The organism is Senegalimassilia sp. (assembly GCF_977052095.1).
Genome location: NZ_CDRSTZ010000077.1, coordinates 1 through 3,960, shown reverse-complemented (window position 1 = coordinate 3,960; position 3,960 = coordinate 1). Strand labels below are relative to the sequence as shown.

Sequence of the window (3,960 nt, the reverse complement as noted above, 5' to 3'; positions counted from 1 at the left end):
GGCAGACGCTCTATCCAACTGAGCTACTAGGGCATGTGCAAGAATTATACGCCAACATGGGCAAAATCAACCCAAAAGAATTGAGTGTGAACGCATGTCCGAAATCATCACGATCGAACGCATGGGCTACGGTGCCGAGGCGGTTGGCCACCTGGCAAGCGGCAAAACGGTGTTCGTCGAAGGCGGCGCGCCGGGAGACGTGGCAAGCATCGACGTGGTGGAGGAAAAGCCGTCGTTCGCCCGCGCACGCATCGGCAAAATCGAGCAGCCGGGCGCGGCGCGCGTGGCGCCGAAGTGGGCCGAGCCCGCGGCGTTGGGTGCCGCCCCGTGGCAGCACCTTGCCTACGATGCGCAGCTTGAGGCCAAGCGCGCCAACGTGGTGGCCGCGCTTTCGCGCACGGGCGGTTTCGGGGAGCGCGCGGACGAGCTGGTGGCGCCGTGCTTGCCCTCCAAACGCCAGTGGGGGTATCGCAACAAGGTAGAACTCGGCGCGCAGTGGGATGCGAAAGGCACGTTTAACCTGGGGTTCCATCAGGAAGGCGACCCGAACGTGCAGCAGGCGCTGGCATGCCCTTTGGCACACGACGCCATAGCGAAGGCGCCGAAGGCCCTGCGCGGTGCGCTGCGCTTTTTGCAAGGCAGCGACGATCTGGGCATCTTCCGCGTGGGCGTGCGCACCAGCGTGCGCACTCGCGAGACGGAGGTTGCGCTGTGGACGCGCCCGTCGGGCTTTCCGCGCGCGGCCGCGGCCAAGATGCTGAAAAGCTCGCTGAAGGCCACCAGCGCGGTGCGCGTCATCGCCGATCCGGGCAAGGCGCGCAAAATCAAGGGTCTGGAAGTGCTTGACGGCAAGGGAATCTGGACCGAGCAGCTTTGCGGCGCGCGCTACGTGGCGCACGCGCCGTCGTTTTTCCAGGTGAACACGGCCCAGGCGGAGAAGCTGGTTGAGCAGGCCGTTTTGGCGCTGGGCGGCAGCATCGGCGATGCGGGCCCCGCCGGCCTTGGCGGCATGCTGGTGGCCGACCTGTACGCGGGCTGCGGCACGTTCGGCGTGGCGCTGGCGCGCGCCGGTGCTGATGTAATCGCCGTGGAGTCGGCGGCGTCTTCTGTGCGCGACCTGCGCCGCAACGCCGATGAGAACAGCGTGGACATCGACGTCATCGGCGGCGACGCCGCGCGCGAGTTGCCCCAGCTGGGCGGCCTGGACGCGTTGGTGGTGGACCCGCCGCGCGCCGGCCTTGCCGACGGCGTGCCGGCCGATATCGCCGCCGCCCGCCCCAGCCGCGTGGTGTACGTCAGCTGCAACCCCGCCACGTGGGCGCGCGACGTGCGCCGTTTCGAGGACGTGGGCTACCGCCTCGAGCGCGTGCAACCCGTCGACCTGTTCCCGCAAACGTACCACGTAGAACTCGTCAGCTGCTTCGTTCGCTGCTAACGGCTGGCGGCCGCCGCTGAGTCTCCTTTCGCTGACCGGCTCGGTTTGTGGGTTCTACGGTTTTTCCGCGTCGGCGTTTTCAGGTTTGCGCACCTGCGCATGCCAAGCTGCTACACTGAATGCCGTGTGAAATCAGTTACCGTACGCCCGCCCTCGCGCGGGCGTTTTCGCGAAAGCGGGTCGGCGCATGCCGGCGCGCGCCAAGCAAGAAAGGGGAAGCCTCATGGCACTGTACACTCCCGCATATCAGCCGACGGGCGAGGAAATCGCCGTCATCAAAACCTCGAAGGGCACCATCCGCGTGCAGCTGGCGGGCAAGGATGCCCCCATCCACGTGGGCAACTTCGTCGAGCTGGCTCAGAAGGGCTTCTACGACAACCTGAAGTTCCACCGCTACGTGCCCGGCTTCGTCATCCAGGGCGGTTGCCCGAACACGCGCGACCTCACGTCCGAGGAAGTCATCGCGAAGGCGGGCAACCCGTTCGCCGGTCTGGGCACGGGCGGCCCGGGCTACTGCATCGAGCAGGAGTACACCACGAACCCGAACAACCACCACGCCGACGCCGCGCTGGCCATGGCTCGCAGCCAGAACCCCGACTCGGCCGGCTCTCAGTTCTACCTGTGCCTGGGCGCGCAGCCCATGCTCGACTCCGGCTACACCGTGTTCGGCCAGACCATTGAGGGCAAAGACGTCATCGCGCAGCTGCGCGTGGGCGATGTGATCGAAGGCATCGAAATCGAGAACGCCGCCGAATAGCGGCCGCACCTTGTACGTGCATTCGGTCGAGATAACGAAGGATCCAGATGAACAATCAGCTATTCCAGCAAGCCCGAAGCGCCTACGCGCAGAAGGACTATCAAGGCGCGCTTGAGGCGTACCAGCAGTGCTTGCAGGATGCAGCGAACCCTGTCGCCCCTGGTGAGGCGGGCCAGCTGCATCACCAGATCGGCAACTGCCTTGTGAAGCTGAAGGTGCCGAACGAGGCTATCCAGTCGTATGCGCAGGCCATCGCCGACGAGGCCTACGATGCGCGCGGCGCGGTGCACTACAACCTGGGCATGGCCTACGCGGCGCTGCACGATTACGAGAACGCCGTGCAGAACTTCGAGGCCGCCGTATCCGACGCCAAGTACGATTCGTCGTACAAGGCCTACACGGGCATGGGCAACGCGCTGCTGAAAATGGGCAAGTCCGCCGAGGCCGGCGTGGCGTTCCGCAACGCGGCGCTTGACGAGGCCAACCCCGACCCCACGAAGGCGCTGCTGAACCTGGGCGTGTGCTTCATGGCGCTCAATCGCCCGGCCGATGCCGTGGCGTCGTATGAAAGCGCGCTGCAGTTCGACATGCAGCCCACCATGCACAATCGCCTGTACGCGAACCTGGGCCAGGCCTATGTGGCCACGGGCCAGATGCAGAAGGCCGTGAACGCTTTCGAGCAGTCCATTGCCGACAAGACGTACTTCCTGTCCGATTCCGCCAGCGTTGACTACCAGCGCGCCATTGCAGCCGTTGCCCAGGGCACGTCTGAGATTACGCAGGTCATGACGCCTGTTTCCGGTGCGGCACCCGCAGCGGCGGGCGCGGCAGACACGTCGGGCATCGATGTGCCGGCTGACGGTTCGGGCATGTACGCCGAGCAGGACCCTTACGGTACGCAGGCCCAGCCCAGCCCGTACTACTACACCGACCCGTACGGTCCGGAAGCGGCAGGCCAGTACGACACCGCAGCTGCCGACGACCGTTTCTTCAGCGCCTCCGACGAAGAGCTTGAGCAGTGGTCGCGCGGCGTGGCCAAGCAGGAGCGCAAGCGCAAGAACGTGGGCTTGAAGGTGCTCGTCGTCATCATCTTGCTGGTGCTTGTGGCCTTCGGTGCCGGCGTGTTCATGTACACGCAGGGTTGGGGCTATCCCAGCCAGGACAGCGTGGTCACGCAGCTGTTCGCCGACCCCGATAACGCTTCTTCGCTGTATTCCGCCGAGGTCAGCGATTCTTCGGCCGCATCCATGACCGATGCGCTGGTGAAGGATTCCGCGCCCACCATCAACGCGGTGGAGAAAAGCATGACCGACTCCACGGCTTACGTCACCGCGTCTACCGAGGGCGGCGGGCAGATGCAGTACAAGGTGTCCATGGTGCGCGACATGATCGGTTGGAAAGTCAGCAACGTCGAGCTGTATTTCCCCAGCCAGAACTAGCGTGGGCGGCGCTTCGTTAGGTAGGGCGTGCGGCGGGTTTGCTTGCCGGCCGGCTTTCGCTTGACGGCGCGTGCGCGGCTGTGCCAGTGCGCAAAACGCTCGATGCAGTGGCGTTTCACCTGATGAGCGTACGTTTTACAATTTACGGTAACCTGCGTCCGCAAGGGCGCTTGGGATAAACAGATGGAAGAAAGGTATTGAACATGGCTATCCAGAAGACCTACAGCATGATCAAGCCCGACGGTGTGCGCAACGGCCACATCGGCGAGATCGTCAACCGCTTCGAGCGCGCCGGCCTGACCGTCGAGCGCATGGAGCTGGGCATGGTG

General features: G+C 64.8%; 4 protein-coding genes. All 4 read left to right on the top strand.

The features are described from left to right. The first annotated feature begins 94 nt into the window (after positions 1-94). The gene (gene rlmD, locus ACWI6D_RS09280) at positions 95-1,435 is read left to right on the top strand and encodes a 23S rRNA (uracil(1939)-C(5))-methyltransferase RlmD (protein WP_449134475.1); all 1,341 of its coding nucleotides are present in this window, start codon (positions 95-97) and stop codon (positions 1,433-1,435) included. Positions 1,436-1,658: 223 nt separating this feature from the next. Then, positions 1,659-2,192 carry a peptidylprolyl isomerase gene (locus ACWI6D_RS09275; RefSeq protein WP_449134474.1) on the top strand — a complete coding sequence of 178 codons (534 nt, stop codon included), beginning with the start codon at positions 1,659-1,661 and terminating at the stop codon, positions 2,190-2,192. A 47-nt stretch (positions 2,193-2,239) separates the two neighbouring features. Beyond that, entirely contained in the window at positions 2,240-3,631 is a 1,392-nt protein-coding gene (locus ACWI6D_RS09270) for a tetratricopeptide repeat protein (protein WP_449134473.1), read from the top strand. 203 nt (positions 3,632-3,834) lie between these two features. Then, a partial coding sequence (locus tag ACWI6D_RS09265; RefSeq protein ID WP_449134476.1) for a nucleoside-diphosphate kinase occupies positions 3,835-3,960 on the top strand: 126 nt, incomplete at its 3' end.